Source organism: Roseobacter sp. HKCCA0882 (assembly GCF_037805225.1).
Classification (GTDB): Bacteria; Pseudomonadota; Alphaproteobacteria; order Rhodobacterales; family Rhodobacteraceae; genus M30B80.
Genome location: NZ_JBBLYI010000002.1, coordinates 756,499 through 773,369, shown reverse-complemented (window position 1 = coordinate 773,369; position 16,871 = coordinate 756,499). Strand labels below are relative to the sequence as shown.

At 55.3% G+C, this 16,871-nt stretch carries 16 protein-coding genes; 5 read left to right on the top strand and 11 right to left on the bottom strand.

Features of this window, described 5'->3' with window-relative positions; translation table 11 throughout:
* Window positions 1-3: 3 nt before the first annotated feature.
* Window positions 4-1,413: a leucyl aminopeptidase family protein gene (locus AAC622_RS12090; RefSeq protein ID WP_340262908.1), complete on the bottom strand. Its 1,410-nt coding sequence runs from the start codon at window positions 1,411-1,413 to the stop codon at window positions 4-6.
* 75 nt (window positions 1,414-1,488) lie between these two features.
* A complete protein-coding gene (locus AAC622_RS12085) occupies window positions 1,489-1,863 on the bottom strand; it encodes a hypothetical protein (RefSeq protein WP_340262907.1) in 375 nt (124 codons plus the stop codon).
* Window positions 1,864-2,005: 142 nt separating this feature from the next.
* Here AAC622_RS12085 and AAC622_RS12080 point away from each other — a divergent pair, with 142 nt between their 5' ends.
* Genes AAC622_RS12080 through AAC622_RS12070 form a run of 3 tightly spaced genes read left to right on the top strand, consistent with a single transcriptional unit; the run spans window position 2,006 to window position 4,019 of the window.
* Window positions 2,006-2,656: a carbonic anhydrase gene (locus tag AAC622_RS12080; protein WP_340262906.1), complete on the top strand. Its 651-nt coding sequence runs from the start codon at window positions 2,006-2,008 to the stop codon at window positions 2,654-2,656.
* A 57-nt stretch (window positions 2,657-2,713) separates the two neighbouring features.
* Window positions 2,714-3,703, top strand: coding sequence for a sodium-dependent bicarbonate transport family permease (locus tag AAC622_RS12075; protein ID WP_340262905.1), 990 nt, complete (start codon window positions 2,714-2,716; stop codon window positions 3,701-3,703).
* Window positions 3,704-3,707: 4 nt separating this feature from the next.
* Window positions 3,708-4,019 carry a P-II family nitrogen regulator gene (locus AAC622_RS12070; protein WP_340262904.1) on the top strand — a complete coding sequence of 104 codons (312 nt, stop codon included), beginning with the start codon at window positions 3,708-3,710 and terminating at the stop codon, window positions 4,017-4,019.
* Between the two features lie 52 nt (window positions 4,020-4,071).
* Here AAC622_RS12070 and AAC622_RS12065 read toward each other — a convergent pair whose 3' ends face one another.
* Together AAC622_RS12065 and AAC622_RS12060 are read right to left on the bottom strand one after the other, a co-directional pair.
* Window positions 4,072-5,094: an aspartate-semialdehyde dehydrogenase gene (locus AAC622_RS12065; protein ID WP_340253858.1), complete on the bottom strand. Its 1,023-nt coding sequence runs from the start codon at window positions 5,092-5,094 to the stop codon at window positions 4,072-4,074.
* A 91-nt stretch (window positions 5,095-5,185) separates the two neighbouring features.
* The gene (locus AAC622_RS12060; RefSeq protein ID WP_340262902.1) at window positions 5,186-6,361 is read right to left on the bottom strand and encodes an MFS transporter; all 1,176 of its coding nucleotides are present in this window, start codon (window positions 6,359-6,361) and stop codon (window positions 5,186-5,188) included.
* A 177-nt stretch (window positions 6,362-6,538) separates the two neighbouring features.
* On the opposite strand from AAC622_RS12060, the gene AAC622_RS12055 reads away from it, so the two are divergent.
* Entirely contained in the window at window positions 6,539-7,582 is a 1,044-nt protein-coding gene (locus tag AAC622_RS12055; RefSeq protein ID WP_340262900.1) for an extracellular solute-binding protein, read from the top strand.
* Between the two features lie 140 nt (window positions 7,583-7,722).
* Here AAC622_RS12055 and AAC622_RS12050 read toward each other — a convergent pair whose 3' ends face one another.
* The 6 genes from AAC622_RS12050 to AAC622_RS12025 form a co-directional block, all read right to left on the bottom strand.
* Window positions 7,723-9,366, bottom strand: a complete 1,644-nt coding sequence (locus AAC622_RS12050) for an ABC transporter permease (protein WP_445322629.1) — start codon at window positions 9,364-9,366, stop codon at window positions 7,723-7,725.
* A 70-nt stretch (window positions 9,367-9,436) separates the two neighbouring features.
* Complete coding sequence (locus AAC622_RS12045) at window positions 9,437-10,405, bottom strand: DMT family transporter (protein ID WP_340262899.1); 969 nt, start codon at window positions 10,403-10,405, stop codon at window positions 9,437-9,439.
* A 181-nt stretch (window positions 10,406-10,586) separates the two neighbouring features.
* Window positions 10,587-11,693 carry a 3-isopropylmalate dehydrogenase gene (leuB, locus tag AAC622_RS12040; protein ID WP_340262898.1) on the bottom strand — a complete coding sequence of 369 codons (1,107 nt, stop codon included), beginning with the start codon at window positions 11,691-11,693 and terminating at the stop codon, window positions 10,587-10,589.
* 60 nt (window positions 11,694-11,753) lie between these two features.
* On the bottom strand, window positions 11,754-12,347 hold the full coding sequence (locus AAC622_RS12035; protein ID WP_340262896.1) for a hypothetical protein: 594 nt from the start codon (window positions 12,345-12,347) through the stop codon (window positions 11,754-11,756).
* Between the two features lie 256 nt (window positions 12,348-12,603).
* Window positions 12,604-13,209, bottom strand: coding sequence for a 3-isopropylmalate dehydratase small subunit (gene leuD, locus AAC622_RS12030; protein WP_340262894.1), 606 nt, complete (start codon window positions 13,207-13,209; stop codon window positions 12,604-12,606).
* 73 nt (window positions 13,210-13,282) lie between these two features.
* Window positions 13,283-14,080 (bottom strand): DUF4198 domain-containing protein, encoded by a 798-nt coding sequence (locus AAC622_RS12025; protein WP_340262892.1) that lies wholly within the window; start codon window positions 14,078-14,080, stop codon window positions 13,283-13,285.
* A gap of 32 nt (window positions 14,081-14,112) precedes the next feature.
* On the opposite strand from AAC622_RS12025, the gene AAC622_RS12020 reads away from it, so the two are divergent.
* Window positions 14,113-15,258 carry a HupE/UreJ family protein gene (locus AAC622_RS12020; RefSeq protein ID WP_340262890.1) on the top strand — a complete coding sequence of 382 codons (1,146 nt, stop codon included), beginning with the start codon at window positions 14,113-14,115 and terminating at the stop codon, window positions 15,256-15,258.
* A 59-nt stretch (window positions 15,259-15,317) separates the two neighbouring features.
* On the opposite strand, the gene leuC is transcribed toward AAC622_RS12020, so the two are convergent.
* Window positions 15,318-16,721: a 3-isopropylmalate dehydratase large subunit gene (gene leuC, locus AAC622_RS12015; protein ID WP_340253828.1), complete on the bottom strand. Its 1,404-nt coding sequence runs from the start codon at window positions 16,719-16,721 to the stop codon at window positions 15,318-15,320.
* Between the last annotated feature and the right edge of the window lie 150 nt (window positions 16,722-16,871).

Sequence of the window (16,871 nt, the reverse complement as noted above, 5' to 3'; positions counted from 1 at the left end):
GTCTTAAACCCCTTCAGACAGCACCGCGTATAGCGCACGAATGCCCTGACCCAAACCCCCTTTTGGGCGCGCAGGTGCATCACTTTGCTGCCATGCAAAAATATCGAAGTGACAATAGCGCGCGGCGCCTTGGGTGAAGCGGCGCAAAAACAAGGCCGCCGTAATCGACCCCGCCATGCCCCCAGAGGGCGCGTTATCCAGATCGGCAATGCCCGGTTCAATCATAGCCTCATAAGGGGCGTGAAAGGGCATACGCCAAACAGGGTCGAACTGATCAGGGCTTTTGGCAGTAATCTGCGCGGCAAGACCCTCATCATCTGTGTAAAATGGCGCAAGGTCTGGCCCCACTGCGACCCGCGCAGCGCCAGTTAATGTTGCCATAGAAATCATAAGATCGGGGGCGCCTTCAGCCCCAAGCGCCAAGGCATCAGCCAAGACCAGCCGCCCCTCTGCATCGGTATTGTTGATCTCGACCGTCATGCCGTTGCGGGCGGTCAAAATATCACTGGGGCGAAAGGCTGAACCATCAACGGCATTTTCAACTGCAGGGATCAAAACCCGCAACCGCAGCTTTAGACCCGCATCCATGATCATCTGAGCAAGGCCCAAAACATTGGCAGCCCCCCCCATATCCTTTTTCATCGTGCCCATGGATGATCCAGGTTTCAGGTTCAAACCGCCTGTGTCAAAACACACGCCCTTGCCCACCAAGGTGATTTGCGGCCCGCCTTCGCCCCAAGTCATATCAATCAAACGAGGCGCGCGGGGACTGGCCCGACCGACCGCATGGATCATCGGGAAATTCTGCGCCAATAGATCGTCCCCAAGGATCACGGAAATCTTGGCGTTATAGCGCGCCGCCAACTCGCGGGCGGCCCCCTCCAATTCTTCGGGGCCCATGTCTTGCGCAGGGGTGTTGACCAGATCACGCACCATGGCCTCGGCTTGGGCGAGCCGTTCGAAATGCGGGGCATCTATGCCCGCAAGCGCCACTAAGGCCGCCTCGCGACCCGATTTTTTACGATAGCGGTCAAACCGATATTCCGCCAGTAAATACCCCAGTGCAATTTCTTCGCGAAGGTTTTGCGGGTGGGCCTCCAATGAGGCTGAGGCCACCTCATAAAGACCTTTTGGCAAATCAGAAATCGCGGCACCTGCAGCGAACCGTTTCCTGATCCGATCAGCGGACGTTCCTACCCCCAACAAAACAGCCGCAATTCCACCCGCCTCATTGGGCAGAAGACAGGTTTTGCCCAATGCCCCGCTAAAGCCATGGGTCACGGCCCATTGCCGTGAGGCAGCGCCCAACTGAGCCAAAGCTGCATCAGCCCCATCGGCGCTGATCACATGAACAGGGATTGCGTCCGTATCAGGAAATTCATCTGGGCGGGCAAATCGCAGCGCGTGGGACATTCCGTCATTCCTTTGAGGTCAGGGCAATATCGCTGAACCGCAAAGTAACAACACCATCCCGCGCCGCAAGGGCGATCACACACTCATATCCTCAATATCGTAAATCGCATAAACAGATCGCTCACCCACACGGCGCAAACGAGCCAAGGTTGCGCCGATTGCGGCCATATCTTGGCGCGCCATCACGATATGAACATCGCGCGCCACCCGCGCCAAGTTCGCCATACCGATCTTGCTGGCAGAGTCGGCAATCTCAGCGAAAATCTTTTTCCGTTCAAGCGTGCTGTCGACACAGTCAATCTGCGCGAGCACGATCATGATACGCTCTAGCCCCACAGCCACTTCATATTCTGCTTGCGTCTCGCCAATATCGCGACAAAGCCGCTCTAACCTGTCGGCATCAAACCGCGCAGGTTCTTCAAAACGCAAGACGGTCACCACATCCGTCATTTTCCCATCCCACCATGCGCTGCATGTGGTCACAGGGTGATATTTGGGGGTGAAGAAAAGGTTGATTTGAGACAGGAATGAAAAGACAGTTTATAGAAAATTATCAGAGATTGTGATCAAGTGCTCTGAAGGGACATTATGGATGCACCGCATTAAATCACTGCCAAGTTATTTGCTTGAACGCTATCAGGATTGGAAAGTGAAATCCTTTCCTGAGAACCGTGATTGGTTTCGCAAATTGGCAACCGAAGGGCAGAATCCAAAGGCCATGGTCATAGCCTGCTGCGACAGCCGCGTTGCCGTGACATCCGTGTTTGGACAACGCACAGGTGAATTATTCATTCACCGCAACATCGCCAATCTGGTGCCCCCTTTTACCCCTGACGGGCAGCATCACGGCACCGCTGCCGCGGTCGAGTTTGCAATCAAGAACCTCAAAATCGAGCATCTCATCATCATGGGCCATTCCAATTGCGGCGGCGTGCGGGGGTGTATTGACATGTGCCAAGGCCGCGCCCCCGATTTGGAAAAGAAAGAAAGCTTTGTGGGCCGTTGGTTGGATGTTTTGCGGCCAGGATTTGAGAGGGTCAAAGATATCACCCCCCCTGAGGTTCAACAAACCATGCTTGAAAAAGAGGGGATACAAGTCTCGCTTGAAAACCTGATGAGCTATCCCGTGGTGGCCGAGGCTGTAGGTTCAAAGAACCTGACCCTGCATGGGATTTGGGCCGATATCGCGGATATGGATATCGAAAGCTATGACGGCACATTGCGCCATTTTGTGAAAGTCTAAACTTTACCACTTGGCCCCGCTTCGTTAGGCAACGCTGAGCAAAATCTGGAGGTGTTCATGGACTCGATCCTGTCGCTCGCGGCGCAGAACCTGATCTCGCCCATCATCTTGTTTTTCGTCTTAGGATTTGCAGCTGCTTTTGCGCGCTCTGACCTCAGCGTGCCCGAGGCCGTAGCGAAAGGGATGTCGCTCTATTTGCTCTTTGCCATTGGCTTCAAAGGCGGGGCCAGCGTGGCCGCGCATGGCATTGACCAAACGCTGATCTTCTCGATTTTGGCTGGGTTGATTTTGTCGTTTGTTCTGCCTTTCATAGCCTTCGCTTTGCTGCGCGTGATGACGGGGCTAACGGCCATTGATGCCGCCGCAGTGGCGGCACATTACGGCTCGATCTCGATCGTGACCTTTGTCGCGGCAAGTTCAGTGCTGCAAACCGCAGGTTTGATGAGCGAAGGCTATATGGTCGCGGTCGCCGCCGCGATGGAGGCCCCTGCAATCTTAGCAGCCCTGTGGCTTGTGGCACGGGCGGATGCAAAAGCGGGTCAAGGCGGCGGTATGGATGCGGGTCTGCTGCGGGAAATCCTGCTAAATGGGTCTATTGTTTTGCTCATCGGATCCTTCATTATTGGAGGGATCACGGGCCAAGAGGGCTTGGATAAAATCGCCTCTTTCATCGTATCCCCCTTCCAAGGTGTGCTGTGCCTTTTCCTTTTGGATATGGGCCTTGTGGCGGGGCGCGGCCTGCGGGATGCGCGGCATTTGCTGAAGCCAGGGCTTTTCGCCTTTGGCGTGCTGATGCCCTTAATCGGCAGTTGTCTTGGCCTTGGAGTCGGGTTGCTTTTGGGTCTGTCGACAGGCGGCGTGATGTTGATGATGACGCTCTCCGCCTCGGCCTCTTATATCGCGGTGCCTGCTGCAATGCGCGTGGCCCTGCCTGAGGCCAATCCTTCAATTTATCTCACCCTGTCACTTGGGATTACGTTCCCGTTCAATTTGACATTGGGCATACCAATTTATCTGGCATTGGCGCGCGCCGCCACGGGAGGCTAAGGCAATGGAAACGCATAAGGCAAAGCGGGTTGAGGTCACAATTGAGGCGGTCATGGAAACCCGCCTCACGGATGCATTGGTCAAGGCGGGGGTGACAGGCTTCACCATCCTACCCGTTTTGGGCGGGTCGGGCCGTTCAGGACAATGGAGCCGCGAGGGTCAGGTCAGCCGTGCAGGCGGAATGATCAACGTGGTCTGCATCATTCGCCCAGAAAAGCTAGAGGCGCTGCTCAAAGCGGCATTCGCGGTGGTGGAGCGGCATATCGGCGTGGTCAGCGTGACTGACTGCGAAGTCCTCCGCGCCGAACGATTTTAAGAAAAAGGGGGGCCAACGGCCCCCCAATATATCTGATGCGCAACGCCATGCGTCAGCCTTTTTTCAGAACCCGATTGCCCAAGGTTTCTGCAATCTGAACCGCATTCAACGCAGCGCCTTTGCGCAGGTTGTCACTGACGCACCAAATATTCAGACCATTCTCAATCGTGCTGTCTTGACGGATACGGCTGATAAAGGTGGCATAATCGCCGACACATTCCACGGGGGTCACATAACCGCCCGCCTCACGCTTATCGACCACCATCACACCTGGGGCCTCGCGCAGAATGTCACGGGCTTCTTCCTCGTCTAGGAAATCTTCAAACTCGATATTGATCGCCTCGGAATGGCCCACAAAGACAGGCACACGCACGCAGGTTGCAGTTACCTTAACCGAAGGATCGAGGATTTTCTTGGTCTCAGCGACCATTTTCCACTCTTCCTTAGTAGACCCATCTTCCATGAACACATCAATATGCGGGATCACGTTGAAGGCAATCTGCTTGGGGTAAACGCTCGGGGCAACTTCCTGACCTGGAACGAACATTCCCTTTGTCTGGTTCCACAGCTCATCCATCGCATCTTTGCCTGTGCCAGACACAGACTGATAGGTCGACACCACAACACGCTTGATCCGCGCGCGGTCATGAAGCGGCTTCAATGCAACAACCATCTGGGCGGTGGAGCAATTGGGGTTCGCGATGATGTTCTTCTTCGCATAGCCCTCAACCGCCCCAGGGTTCACCTCAGGGACAACCAAAGGCACATCAGGATCATAGCGATAGAGCGAGGAATTATCGATCACGATACAACCTTGCGAGGCCGCAATCGGTGCATAGGTTTTTGTAGCTTCAGACCCAACCGCGAAAAATGCTATATCCCAGCCTGTGAAATCGAATGTATCGAGATCCTTGGTCTTTAGGGTCTTGTCACCAAAGCTGCATTCTGTGCCAAGCGATTTACGCGAGGCAAGCACGGCGATCTCGTCAACGGGGAATTGACGCTCGTCTAGAATGTTGAGCATTTCGCGGCCCACATTGCCCGTGGCGCCGACAACGACAACTTTGTAACCCATGTTCCATATCCTTCAGGCTTACGACTGCGCATGCCCTTAAATCATGTGCGACCAAAGCGAAAGGGGCACTTGGCGCGCAATCTGGTTGCGCTTAGTCAAGGCGATCTTCGCTAAAGAGGTAAATTGCGCATCCGATCAGAACGGCAAGCCCAAAGACCCCAAACAAGGCCCCATAGGCGGCAGGCAAGGCCATCGTGCCTGACAGCGCAGTGAAGAAAGGGGCTGAGGTGAATTGCATCACACCCACCCCACCGATGCCAAACAAATTCATCAAGGTCACACCACGCCCAACCAAATGCGGGGGAAAGAAGCTGCGCCCATGGGCAACAAGGGCAGGGAAGGACGCCCCAAACAACCCCAAGGCCGCAACCAGAACAGTAGCTGTCAAAATACTGCTTTCGGGCACAGCCCAAATCGCCAAACAGGCGAAGGCACCCAACAGGTTCCCAATCAAGATAACCCATTTGCGCGTGCCAAAAAACCGATCCAGCGGGCCATAGGCAAAACTGCCCACCACCATCGCAACCCCCATGATCAGGCTCACCGTGCCGATCTCAGCAACAGTTAGACCAAAGACATCCCCCATATAAGGCCCAACCCACAGGCCACGCACCCCCGCTGACGGGGCATAGCCCACAAACATCAACGGGAAGATAAGCCAAAGCGCAGGAATGCGCAGCAGATCCATCAAGCTGCCTTTTTGATCGCCTTCTGGTTTTGCGGGGTCTTTGATCAAGAGGAACAAAGCCAGCGCAACAAGACCCGTCACAAGCGCCAAGCCCCAAACGGTTTCGCGCCACCCCACGGCCTCAACCGCCCAAGCCATGGGTGTTGCAGCTGCCAAGTTGCCCATTGATCCAATGCCAATCGTCACACCTGCCAGCGTGGCAAAGATGGCCGCAGAATAAACCCGCGCAAAGATGTAATAGGTTGCCATCAAAACGGGCGAACAGCCCAATCCGATCAACCCCATTGCAATTTGCACATCGCGCACATCCGCCGCAGTCGCAAACAGGGCAGCACCCCCCGCACCGCCAACAAGCAGCAACACCGATGCGGTCAGGCGCGGCCCAATGCGGTCAAGTGCGATACCCACAGGAATTTGCATCGCGGCAAAAACGGCGAACCACACGCCCGAAGCTGTCGCCAAGCTTTGCGGAGTGGCCCCGATATCGGATGCCAAAACAGGGGCCATGACGGCCAAAAACGCACGATAAAACTGGCTCAGCACATAGGCGAGCACAAGAAAAGCAATGCCCGCTTTCATGGCTGACTGTCCTCCTCATCCCTCAGGCAAACTGATGCCGTAGCACCAAGGCAAGGGCAAGCCAGAAGTTAAATCTGATAATTTTTGTCGGAATTTATTTGACCCGCCGCGTGAATCGTGATCAAAAGCGGCATCCCGACTAAAATTGTCGGAAATAACTCGAACAGGAGCTTTAGGATGACCCGACCCCTCTCCCTGCTGCTTGGCGGCGTCGTTTTTCTAACCACCCTAACCACGGCGCCGGCGCAGGCGCAGGCGCAGGCGCAGGCGCAGGAATTGAACCTGTATTCTTCGCGCCATTACGACACGGATGAGCGGCTATATTCTGATTTTACCGCTGCAACAGGCATCACCATCAACCGCATCGAAGGCAATGCAGATGAGCTGATCGCGCGGATGCAGGCCGAGGGCGCCAATAGCCCTGCAGATGTGTTTTTGACTGTTGACACAGTGCGCTTGGCGCGGGCTGCCGAAATGGGACTGTTGCAGCCCGTGGAAAGCGATGTGCTAGAAACCCGCATTCCTTCTTATCTTCAAGATGACAGCAACCAGTGGTTCGCGTTCTCGCAGCGCGCACGGATTTTGTTCTATGACAAAACCGATGTCGCCAACCCGCCCCAAACCTATCAGGATTTGGCCAAGCCAGAATATGCAGGCCAGATCTGCATCCGCTCTGCCACGAATGTCTATACACAGAACTTCACAGCAGCCTTGATCGCACATTTGGGTGTCGATGCTGTGGAGGACTGGGCCAACGCCGTGGTTGAAAATTTCGCCCGCGCGCCCCAAGGTGGCGACACGGATCAGCTGCGCGGCATTGCCTCTGGTGAATGTGACATTGCGATGTCGAACACCTACTACTTCGCCCGCATCCTGCGCCAAGGGGACGACCAAATCACACCTGACCAACTGGCCAATATCGGATGGGTGTTTCCAAACCAGAACGATATCGGCGCGCATATGAACGTGTCTGGCGGTGGGGTCGCGGCCCATGCCCCGAACCGCGAGAACGCGATTGCCTTTCTGGAGTATCTGACCTCAGATCAGGCGCAACAGTATTTCTCAGCGGGCAATGATGAATACCCTGCCGTTCCGGGTGTGGGCCTCGCCCCATCGGTCGCGGCACTGGGCATCTTCCGCCCTGATGCGATTGATCTGTCGGATATTGCCGAAAATGTCGGCGCAGCGGTTGAGGTTCTGAACACCGCAGGTTGGGAATAGGTTCGCGCAACAGGCCACGAACCACCAAACAACTCACGAGCGCCCTCTCAAGGGGCGCTCGTTTGCTTTTGGGGCGCTGAGGCGTGTTATGCCCTGACCCCACATAGCCCACCTATGGGCGCGGGGTATGATCAACCCGTTCACCTATCTTCTCGGCTCAGGCTCCAACATAAGATGGCCACTGGGATCAAACCAACGGCACCGATGATCAAGCTGGGAACTGCGGCCTCAGCCAATCGTTCATCCGCGGCCAATCGGTGCGCTTGCACGGCGAGCGTATCATAGTTGAAGGGGCGCAGGATCAAGGTGGCGGGCAGCTCCTTCATCACATCAACGAAAACAATCAGCAGCGCGGTCAAGATCGAAGGCTGCAAGATCGGCACATGAATCCGCCGCAACATAGGTGCAGGCCCATGCCCCAATGTGCGCGCCACCGCGTCCATATTCGGGTTCAAGGTGGCCATGCCCGCCTCATAGGTGTTCAGCGCCACCGCCATGAAACGCACCATATAAGCCATGATCATTAGCCAGATCGACCCGCTGATCAAAAGGCCCGTATCAATACCGAAATTCGTCTCCATGAAGTGGTCAAGCGCATTGTCAAAGGCCGCAAAGGGAAACAGCAGACCCACCGCAGTCACGCCACCGGGCACAGCATACCCAATGCCCGCAACCCTAAGGGCCGTTTTTGACATCGGCGTGGGCCGCAAGCGCGCACGAAATCCAAGCGCAATGGCCGCCCCGACAGTCAGGAAAGCCGCAATCGCGGCAAGTGTCAAAGAGTGCCGCAAGAAGCCCAAATAGCGTTCTGTGAAAAGGATATGCGCTTGATCAGCCGCAAGCATGATCAAGATCCACACGGGCAAAACAAAGCCAAAGAGAACGGGCACACCGCAGAATAAAATAGCCCCCAAAGCAGCGCGGCCATTGAGGGTGACAGGCTCCATCACCTCAAATCTACGGCCCGCGTCATGATGACGGGAATTGCGGCGCTGTCGGCGTTCGAAAGTGGCAAGGGTCAAGGCCACAACCAACAGACACAGGGCAAGCTGCGCCGCCGCTGCGCGGTCAAACAAGCCAAACCAACTGACATAGATGCCCGTGGCAAAGGTCTGAACACCGAAATAGGCGGTGGTTCCGTAATCAGCCAAGGTTTCCATCAAAGCAAGCAGCACACCCCCTGCAATCGCCGGGCGAGCAACGGGCAGACTGACGCGCCAGAATGCGCCCCATGGCCCCTGCCCCAACGTGCGCGCCGCGATATAGGCGGTAGCGCTTTGGCGCAGAAACGCTGCGCGCGCCAGAAGATAAACATAAGGGTAAAGCACCAAGACCAACATTGCCGCCGCACCACCAAGTGATCTGATTTCAGGGAACCAGTAATCGCGAGGGCCCCATCCCATAAAGGCGCGCAAGGTGGACTGCACGAGTCCTGGATGATCAAGCAAATCCGTATAGGCATAAGCCAGAACATAGGCTGGGAAGGCCAAAGGCAGGGCGAGGGCAATTTCCAACACCCGCCGCCCAAAAAACCGCGTCATGGTGACAAGCCATGCGGCACCCGTCCCAATTACGGCCGTTCCTAGCCCTACGATCACACTGAGTTGCAAGGTCGCCCCGACATAGCGGGGCAGAACGCTTTGGCTAAGACTAACAATTGTGTCGAAACCACCCGAAAGCGCGGCAATCGCCACAGCAATCATCGGCAGAAGGCATAATGCGACCACAAGCTTGCCCAAAAGGCCAAACCAATGATCCCCCGTGATGCGCATTTTCTCAGTCATAGGAGAGGGCTTATGTGATTTTCAGACCTGAGGGAAGACATCCGATTAAAACAGTCGGAAATATGCGCCGCTAGTCTGTTTCTTCCTTACCGCGCAAAATTGCCGTCATCCGTGGCACGCTTGGTGCCCCAATGCGGCCATGTGTACGCAAGACAGGCTTTTGGCTATCCGCAGGCCGGCTATCTTCGCGCAGCACGATATAAATACCTGACGCGATAATAACGGCTGCACCGATTACTGTGGCTTGATCCACCCCTTCGCCGAAAAACATTGTGCCAAAAAACACGGCCCAAAGGATCTGCGAATATTGCATGGGCGCAACGATCACCGCATCCGCCATGCGATAGGCCAAAATCACAAGCCACATCGCAAGCAAGGCCAAAATTGCGACCAGCGCCATCAATGCCATATCCAAGAGCGGCATCGGCTCGTAGACGAAAGGCAGAAGCGCGCCCATGACGATAAAATTGGCCATCATCGGATAAAGCATCAGGGTCACGGAGCGTTCCTCAGACCCGATCTTGCGCAAAATCACCGAGACTAAGGCGCCGCCAAATGCCGCCGCCAATGCGGATAAATGCCCAAGGTTCAAATCCGCCGCCCCTGGTCGAAGCACGATCAAAACACCGACAAGCCCAACGACCACCGCGCTTGCGCGCCGAATGCCAATGCGTTCGCCCAACATAGGGATGGCCAGCAATGTGATCAGAACTGGCATCGCAAAAATGATCGCATAGGTCTGGGTCAAGGGCAGGGTTGAGAATGCGTAAAATGCAGTCGCCCCCGTGAACACCACCGCAATCGACCGCAATGCTGTCCAGAACGGGTATTTGGGCCGCAAAGTTTCTGGCTTGGGCTCGCCCATCAGCAACAACATGGTGACGGGAAAGCCAAACAAAACCGAGAAGAACACGATCTGAAAGACCGAATAGCTTGCGCCAAGATATTTGATCACCACATCGTGGGTGGCGTAAATTCCGAATGCCACCAATGCGATCAATGCGCCTTTGATGTTGGTGCTCTCGCGATCTTTGGACATTGCATTTCCTTGGCTTATTCCTCAATCAAGGCATCGGCACAGCCGCTTAGCAAGATTGAATATGCGAGATGGCGATATTCCTGCCCCCGATGCTGCAGCTTTGCATCGGGTGGCCTATATGCACAAAAACACCCGCTCAACCTTGCGGTCAAGCGGGTGCAAATCAGAACAGGGCCAAAACTTACAAAGACGCGTCTAGCGCTTTGACAATGGCATCACCCATCTGAGCGGTCGAAACGGGCGAGCCGCCTTCTGGCCCCATCAAATCGGCTGTGCGCAGGCCATCGGCCAAAACGGCCTCAACCGCTTTTTCCAAACGGGTCGCCTCATCCCCTTGATCAAAGCTATAGCGCAGCGCCATCGCAAAGCTGAGAATGCACGCAATCGGGTTTGCTTTGCCTTGGCCTGCAATATCAGGTGCAGAGCCGTGAACGGGCTCATACAATGCTTTGGGTCGGCCATTGGCCATCGGTGCGCCCAGACTTGCCGAAGGCAGCATGCCCAAAGACCCTGTCAACATTGCCGCCAAATCAGACAGCAGATCACCAAAGAGGTTATCAGTCACGATCACATCAAACTGCTTTGGCCAACGGGTCAGCTGCATTGCGCCTGCGTCAGCATACATGTGCGACAATTCCACATCAGAATATTCAGCAGCATGCACTTCGGTCACAACCTGACGCCACAACACGCCCGATTCCATAACATTGGCCTTCTCCATTGAGCAGACCTTGTTGTTGCGGCGGCGCGCAAGTTCGAAGGCCGACCGCGCCACGCGGGCGATTTCACTTTCAGTGTAACGCTGGGTGTTCACGCCAACGCGCTCATTGCCTTCATTATGGATGCCGCGTGGCTCACCGAAATAAACGCCGCTGGTCAGTTCGCGGATAATCATGATGTCGAGGCCGCCAACCACATCCGCCTTCAACGAAGAAAAATCCGCGAGGGCATCGAAACACTGCGCAGGCCGAAGGTTCGCATAAAGATCCATCTCTTTGCGCAGGCGCAGCAGGCCGCGCTCAGGCTTTACGCTGAAATCGAGATTGTCATATTTCGGGCCGCCGACCGCGCCAAGCAACACGGCATCAACGCTTTGCGCTTTTTCCATCGTCTCATCGGTCAAAGGCGTGCCATGCGCATCATATGCGCAACCGCCCACCAGATCTTCGGTGACATCAAAGGTCAGGCCACGCTTTGCGCCATACCAGTCGATGATTTTGCGCACCTCGGTCATAACCTCGGGGCCGATCCCGTCACCGGGAAGAATGAGAAGCGATGGGTTGCTCATGGAACTAATCCGTCTTGAAAATCCTGATTGCACACGCCCTATCCTTTGGCTGCGTCAGGGTCAAGAAAGGGCCAGTCTTTCATCCGGTGTCAGCGCCGCGATGATCCTCTTTTGATAGCTGCGGATCATGTAGCGCAACCGCAGCAAGGCCATTGCCCTGATCAACAGGCACATTGGCAAAAAGGCCCATAGGGTCACAACCCAAACCGCGCCTTGCCCGTCATAAGCAAGGGTTCTGCCTGTCTGCGAAAACACAGCCCCCAAGACAGGCGGCAATATCAGCGACAGGCCTAAGCCCCATATGATATTTCTGCGCGCATCACATTTTAAACGATGGGTCACATCGCTGCCCACTGTCGGTTCGAACATGGGCAGGTTCACCCACATATTGATCGACATTCCCCGTCCGGGCCATTTGCTAAAACGTATGAACAGGGCGAATATGAACAATGTGCCAAGGGCGATGGTCAGGGCCAAAATGCGCAGACGATTATAGGGCGGCGCATCGCGAAACTCGATGATAGCGGGATGACGGGCGCTATATTCAAACACCACAAAAAGGGCCGCAATCAATCCAAACAGCATAACGCCGTCCACATACCCGCGGGATGTATCGCCAAGGACAAGCGATGGTGTCGCAATAACAAAAAACACCAATACTGGCCTAAGCACAGCGCAAAAAAGGTGTAAAAGCACCTGCTCTTCCTCGTTCTGGATGGGGTCGGTTCGTGCCTGCCCCTTATTCCACAATTTCGCCTCATTCTGACGATAAGGCCGCCTCAATTGCCACAATATTGCCTAAATTTAATACCTAATGAAACACATTAGAAAAGACCCCCACACCGATGAGGATGCAGGGGCCTGAAATTTATCCAGTCAGATCAGGGCAAAAGCGCAGGCGCGCTTGAAACTAGACCCAAGGACGCGCGGATTGTGCGGTTGCTTCAAAGGCGTCAATGGCCTCAACCTTGGTCAAGGACAGCCCGATATCATCCAAGCCATTGAGCAAGCAGTGTTTACGGAACGGGTCGATTTCGAAGGCGATCTTCTGGCCATCGGGGCGGGTGATCTCTTGAGCCTCAAGGTCGATGGTCAAAGTGGCATTCGCGCCGTTTGACGCGTCATCCATCAGTTTATCGACATCTTCCTGCGGCAGAGGGATCGGCAAAATTCCGTTCTTAAAGCAGTTGTTGAAGAAAATATCAGCAAAGCTCGGTGCAATCACGCAACGAATGCCAAAATCCAACAAGGCCCAAGGCGCGTGTTCGCGCGAGGAGCCGCAGCCAAAATTGTCGCCAGCGACCAAAATATGCGCGTCCCGATAGGCGGGTTTATTCAGAACGAACTCGGGGAGTTCATTGCCTGACTGATCAAAGCGCATCTCGTCAAAGAGGTTTTTACCCAAACCAGAGCGTTTGATCGTTTTCAAAAACTGCTTGGGGATGATCATATCTGTGTCGATATTGATCAGCGGAAGCGGGGCTGCAATCCCCGTCAGGGTTGTAAACTTATCCATGGGCTTCTCCTTGAGATCGGTCAGGCTTTAGCCAATCTGGCCCGCAGGGGCAAGCCATACTCACACCCCGCGCTCATGGGATCATAAAACTCAGACCTGCCCAACGAGTGCCCCACACGGGGCCATCTTCTTGGGGTGTAATCTCATCCAAAACCACAGCATCGGCGAAATAGGCGTAACCTGACATGACAGGCAAGTTCACCTCGCCTTGATCATTGGTGCGATGCAGCGTGATCGTGACCTCACCTTCAGGGCTGCGGGCAAACAGCTCAACCTGAACAGCGGCGCGCGGCGTGTCTTTATCAAAAAGCTGAAGCAAGAACCCATCGCTCACATCGTCAAGACAGGGGTTCTCCAATGCAACGAATTCGGTCGACAGACCAAATCGCTGATCTTGTCCTTTCCCCTCTCCTACGGCGAACAGCGCCTTTACATGGCGGGTATAGGCCTCGGAAAAACCCGAACGGGGCAGGCCGCGCGCATTGTGGCGCGCTTCGACCGCGCCAAAATCTTTATGCGCGGCAAATGCTGCAAATGTTTCCCACTCTGACCATGTGACCAATTTCGGCGTGCTTTCGTGGATCATCACCACCAAACCATCAGCAACACCCGCAACATGGGCAGCAGGGCGATCCCCAAAACGCCCCTCAACGGGCCGCAAGCCATTGGCATCAGCAATTTCAAACCGCGTGAAATCTCGCGGCAGATATACCATCGGCGCACCGCGAAATTCAGTGCCCACACGCAAGTCAGCGCGAATTTCCCCGCCAGACGGAACCATGTATTCGAGGGGATCAATCCAAAATTCATGCGCAAATAGCTTGCCCGCCAACAAAATTGCGCCAATGTTCAAACAAACGGCCAGTTTCATTGCATCTCTCCCCCTTAACCTAGGCACTGACCATGATCTTAAGACGCGTTTTGTCAAACAGTTCCAACATCACTTTTTTGTTGGCGATGCTGTGCTTGATGTTCAGCACATCAGCGCGGGCCCATGAAATTCGCCCCGCAGTGGCCGATGTGTCTGTCACCGCCGATGCGGTGGAGATGAGCATCTCCCTGACGCTAGAGCCGCTGATTGCAGGTATTAATCTAGCGGGTCTAGAAAATACCAATGACGCGCCAGAGGCTTTGATCTATGACCAATTGCGCGCGCAATCGCCCGAGGCCCTGCGCGCCGCGTTCGAGGGGGCATGGCCGCGCATTCAGGACAATATCCAGATTATCGTGGATGGGGTGACACTGCCCCCTGAATTTGTGGGTGTCAGCATCACCCCCAATCCCGATTTGGAACTACCACGCGACACCACTTTGACCCTGCGCGCCGATTTACCTATGGGGGATGCGCCCGTTCAAATTGGCTGGAGCGCGTCTTATGGCGAATTGGTGCTGCGTCAGGTGGGCGGCGGCGCGGATGCCTATCAAGGCTTTCTCACCAATGGCGAATTATCAGCACCTTTGCCCCGCGGCACTGCCCTCAGCGAGGGGGCATGGCCCGTCTTTACCCGATATGTTGTTGCTGGGTTTGAGCATATTATCCCCTTGGGGATAGATCATATTCTGTTTGTTTTGGGCCTGTTTTTCTTCTCACTGCGCCTCAAGCCTTTGTTGCTTCAGGTCAGCGCATTTACCTTGGCCCATACCATTACGCTCGCCCTTGCAAGTCTTGAGATTGTGCGCGTCCCCGCCTCGGTGGTCGAGCCATTAATTGCTGCTTCAATCGTCTATGTGGGTGTCGAAAACATTCTTGGCCGTGAAAACCTAAGCGCCCGCACGGCTTTGGTGTTCGGGTTTGGCCTGCTGCACGGGCTTGGCTTCGCTTCGGTTCTTGGGGATTTTGGGATCACCGCAGACCGCTTTGGCGTGGCATTGGTCGGGTTCAATATTGGAGTCGAATTTGGTCAGCTTGCGGTAATCGGTCTGGCCTTCCTTGCGGTTGGCCTCTGGTTTGGCAAGCGCGATTGGTATCGCCCCTTCATCGCAATCCCCGCATCGGTCGTCATCTCCGCCATTGGGGCCTATTGGGTGGTCGAGCGCACCTTGCTTTAAGGCAACAAAAAAGCCCCGCCAAATCGGCGGGGCTTTTTCGAAATTCACAAAGGGCGAAATTACATCATCTCGCGCACATCAGTGAGGCGTCCTGTTATCGCCGCAGCCGCAGCCATTGCAGGGCTCATCAAATGGGTGCGACCACCGCGCCCCTGACGCCCCTCAAAGTTGCGGTTTGATGTTGCTGCACAGCGTTCACCGGGCTGAAGTTGGTCAGGGTTCATCGCAAGACACATGGAGCATCCCGCGAGACGCCATTCAAAACCTGCCTCGATGAAGATATCAGCCAAACCTTCTTCTTCAGCCTGCGCGCGCACAAGGCCAGAGCCGGGCACAACCATCGCGCGCTTTACAGCGATTTTCTTACCCTTCAGAATTTCAGCTGCCGCGCGTAAATCTTCGATGCGGCCATTTGTGCAAGACCCGATAAACACCGTGTCAATCTCGACATCCTGCAAACGCTGACCCGGTTTGAGGCCCATATATTCCAAGGAACGGCGCGCAGCATCGACCTTGCCGCCTTTGAAATCTTCGGGTGCAGGGACAAAATCGGTAATTGGCAATACATCCTCAGGGCTAGTGCCCCATGTCACCACGGGCGCAATGTCCTCGCCCTTGATGGTGATGACCTTATCCCAATGTGCGTCCTCATCCGAGAACAGGGTCTTCCACCATGTCAAAGCGGCCTCCCATTGCGCGCCCTTTGGCGCATGGGGGCGGCCCATGACATAGTCAAAGGTCTTTTGATCAGGCGCGATCAGGCCCGCGCGCGCGCCGCCCTCAATCGCCATGTTGCAGACCGTCATGCGCCCTTCCATCGACAATTCGCGAATGGCTTGGCCGCAATATTCGATCACATAGCCTGTGCCGCCCGCCGTGCCCGTATGGCCGATGACGGATAGGGTAATGTCCTTGGCCGTCACGCCTGGGCGCAGACTGCCTGTGATCTCGACCTTCATATTCTTGGATTTTTTCTGAATCAGGGTCTGGGTGGCCAGAACATGCTCAACCTCAGATGTGCCGATCCCATGCGCAAGCGCCCCAAAGGCCCCATGGGTCGCGGTATGGCTGTCGCCACAAACCACGGTCATGCCTGGCAATGTCCAGCCCTGTTCAGGGCCAACAATATGCACAATGCCCTGACGCACATCAGAAACGGGGTAATAGTGTATCCCGAAATCCTTGGCGTTTTTATCAAGCGCCTCAACCTGAATGCGGCTTTCCTCATTCATCCCACCTTTCAAACGATCAGGTGTGGTGGGGACGTTATGATCTGGCACAGCGATGGTTTTCTCTGGCGCACGCACAGTGCGCCCTGCCATACGCAGACCCTCGAAGGCCTGTGGGCTTGTCACCTCATGCACAAGGTGGCGATCAATATACAAAAGGCAGGTGCCATCCTCAGCCTCATGGACGAGATGGGCATCCCAGATTTTGTCATAAAGCGTTTTTCCTGCGGTCATGTCTTTACTCCTTACGGGCGATTGGATCAGGGAAATCGGTTTGCGTCACAAGGACGGCAAACGCCCCCTGTCGCCAGAGGCACGCCCGAAAAAGCGCCACGGCAGGCGCGCGCGATCATCCATGTCAAACACCCGTGTCATATGGGCCAT

Bases quoted from the DNA above. Each gene is read 5' to 3' on its own strand.
- leuB (WP_340262898.1), bottom strand. From the start codon at position 11,693: ATGAGCAACCCATCGCTTCTCATTCTTCCCGGTGACGGGATCGGCCCC.
- AAC622_RS12060 (WP_340262902.1), bottom strand. From the start codon at position 6,361: ATGAAAGCGGGCATTGCTTTTCTTGTGCTCGCCTATGTGCTGAGCCAG.
- AAC622_RS12065 (WP_340253858.1), bottom strand. From the start codon at position 5,094: ATGGGTTACAAAGTTGTCGTTGTCGGCGCCACGGGCAATGTGGGCCGC.
- leuC (WP_340253828.1), bottom strand. From the start codon at position 16,721: ATGACCGCAGGAAAAACGCTTTATGACAAAATCTGGGATGCCCATCTC.
- AAC622_RS12055 (WP_340262900.1), top strand. From the start codon at position 6,539: ATGACCCGACCCCTCTCCCTGCTGCTTGGCGGCGTCGTTTTTCTAACC.
- AAC622_RS12075 (WP_340262905.1), top strand. From the start codon at position 2,714: ATGGACTCGATCCTGTCGCTCGCGGCGCAGAACCTGATCTCGCCCATC.
- AAC622_RS12080 (WP_340262906.1), top strand. From the start codon at position 2,006: ATGCACCGCATTAAATCACTGCCAAGTTATTTGCTTGAACGCTATCAG.
- leuD (WP_340262894.1), bottom strand. From the start codon at position 13,209: ATGGATAAGTTTACAACCCTGACGGGGATTGCAGCCCCGCTTCCGCTG.
- AAC622_RS12085 (WP_340262907.1), bottom strand. From the start codon at position 1,863: ATGACGGATGTGGTGACCGTCTTGCGTTTTGAAGAACCTGCGCGGTTT.
- AAC622_RS12020 (WP_340262890.1), top strand. From the start codon at position 14,113: ATGATCTTAAGACGCGTTTTGTCAAACAGTTCCAACATCACTTTTTTG.
- AAC622_RS12050 (WP_445322629.1), bottom strand. From the start codon at position 9,366: ATGACTGAGAAAATGCGCATCACGGGGGATCATTGGTTTGGCCTTTTG.
- AAC622_RS12090 (WP_340262908.1), bottom strand. From the start codon at position 1,413: ATGTCCCACGCGCTGCGATTTGCCCGCCCAGATGAATTTCCTGATACG.
- AAC622_RS12070 (WP_340262904.1), top strand. From the start codon at position 3,708: ATGGAAACGCATAAGGCAAAGCGGGTTGAGGTCACAATTGAGGCGGTC.
- AAC622_RS12045 (WP_340262899.1), bottom strand. From the start codon at position 10,405: ATGTCCAAAGATCGCGAGAGCACCAACATCAAAGGCGCATTGATCGCA.
- AAC622_RS12025 (WP_340262892.1), bottom strand. From the start codon at position 14,080: ATGAAACTGGCCGTTTGTTTGAACATTGGCGCAATTTTGTTGGCGGGC.